This is a genomic window from Streptomyces sp. NPDC054961 (genome assembly GCF_053609145.1).
On sequence record NZ_JBSGWY010000052.1, the window covers coordinates 29,613 to 30,962 of the forward strand.

A 1,350-nucleotide genomic window follows, 5' to 3' on the forward strand; every position below is an offset into this window, starting at 1 on the left:
AGGGGCGCGGGGGGGGGGGGGGGGGGGGGGGGGGGGGGGGGGGGGGTGGGGGCGCCCCCCCCCCCCGGCCGCGCCCCGGGGGGGGGGGCGGGGCGCGCCCCCCCGCTCCCGTCATGACGTGTGACCCGGATCACACGGCGGATCCCGAGATTCATTGCCGATGCACGCCCTTGCGGTCCCTGAGAGGTGTATATGCGATTCAGACGACTTCGGGAGATCGACCCGTGCCCCACACGCCCCCTTCAGAACCGCCCGCACCGGCACCAGGGACGCCGCACACGTGGCTCCAGTTCGGATTGCCGTGGAGCGACGACCTCGCTCTGGTGGTCGGCTCCGACGACAGCGTCACCGTCGGCCACCACCCCTCGGGAAAGGGCGTCTGGCGGACCTGCAGCTCCGAACCCGGCCGGCGGCTGAAGGTTCTGACGCCCGACGACCTCACGCGCTATCCGAGCACGTACAGGGCCCTGCAGGCGCGTGACTGGGCCCTGGGCCGCGATTGCGGCTGCAGCGGCGCCGAGAAGTTCGCGAGCAAGGAACTCGTGCTGTCGCGCGGCCCCCACTGGGACGTGGCCACCCGTGACGCGCTGCTGGGTGACTGGGCCGCTCCCCTGGCACGCGGCGGCAGCCTCGAGCCGTCGGTGCTGGGCCGCATCAAGAGCGAAGCGCGGCGCATCCACCGGGAACTGGTGCCGCTGTGGGAACGAACCGTCCGCAAGTCCCGGGTCCAGCTCCTCGACCGTCCCATCGGCGACGGCCTGACGCTCCATGACCTCGTCCCCGCCGAACCCCGCATGGACGACCTCGTCTTCGACACCGCCTTCGAGGACGAGCGCATCGACACCGTCCTGCGCGGGCTCGACGCGTCGGAGCGCCGGGTCGCGATGGCCTGGGCCCACCCTTCCATCGGGACCTGGACCGAGGCGGCGCGCTTCGCCGGCGCGGCCCGACCGGAGGACACCGGTGACCGGGTCCGCCGCAAGCTCCAGCGTCTCGGCAAGCGTCACACCGAGCGCGCCCGGGCCGCCGCGGCGACCCGGGCAGGCGCACGGTGACCCTCGTCGGCGATGCGCTCGCCGAATTCCTGGGGGGTCTGGCGGTCGCCCTCGTCCTCGCCGCCGTCGACCGGGCCCGCCGCCGTCGGCGTCGGCGCCGCACTTCGCCGCCGGAGCGCACCTCGCCCCCGCCCGCGACGGACCCGTCCCGCACTGCCGGGGAGGACCGGCCCTGACCGGCGGCCCCGGCGTGGGGGGGGGGGGGGCCGGCCCCCCGGGGGCCCGGCGGCGGCGGGCGGTGTGGCGCCGGGCGCGGGGGGGCGCAGGCGCGCGGCGGGGGGGGGGGCCGGCGGGG

Annotated in this window: 1 protein-coding gene; it reads left to right on the forward strand. The window is 76.8% G+C overall.

The window, feature by feature from the left end:
• Positions 1-296 precede the first annotated feature (296 nt).
• On the forward strand, positions 297-1,055 hold the full coding sequence (locus ACWF9Z_RS32250) for a hypothetical protein (protein WP_453608192.1): 759 nt from the start codon (positions 297-299) through the stop codon (positions 1,053-1,055).
• The last annotated feature ends 295 nt before the right edge of the window (positions 1,056-1,350 follow it).